Raw genomic sequence first — 287 nt, 5'->3', positions numbered from 1 at the left:
CAGTTAATACGATCAATCCAACAACTGAGCAAATCATTAATACCTATACGCTGCTGTCGCAACAGCAAGCTGAGCAGGTAATCGAAAAATCTCATCAAACCTATTTACAGTGGCGCTTAGTGTCAGTGACCGAACGTGCAAAACACTTAAACAAATTAGCTTCATTATTCGAAGAGCAAAAAGATGCCATAGCCAAGCTTATGACCGAAGAAATGGGTAAAGTATACGCCCAAGGTTTGCAAGAAGTTGAACTGTGCGCAGGCATTTGTCGTTACAGTGCCGAGCAC

Annotated in this window: 1 protein-coding gene; it reads left to right on the top strand. The window is 42.5% G+C overall.

Features of this window, described 5'->3' with window-relative positions:
• On the top strand, window positions 1–287 hold a 287-nt coding region (locus AAEY88_RS12910), incomplete at both ends, for an aldehyde dehydrogenase family protein (RefSeq protein WP_350563027.1).

This window comes from Psychrobacter sp. CAL346-MNA-CIBAN-0220, assembly GCF_040309805.1.
Lineage (GTDB): Bacteria > Pseudomonadota > Gammaproteobacteria > Pseudomonadales > Moraxellaceae > Psychrobacter.
Note: the sequence above shows the minus strand (reverse complement) of the source record. Positions and strands in the feature narration are given on the sequence as shown.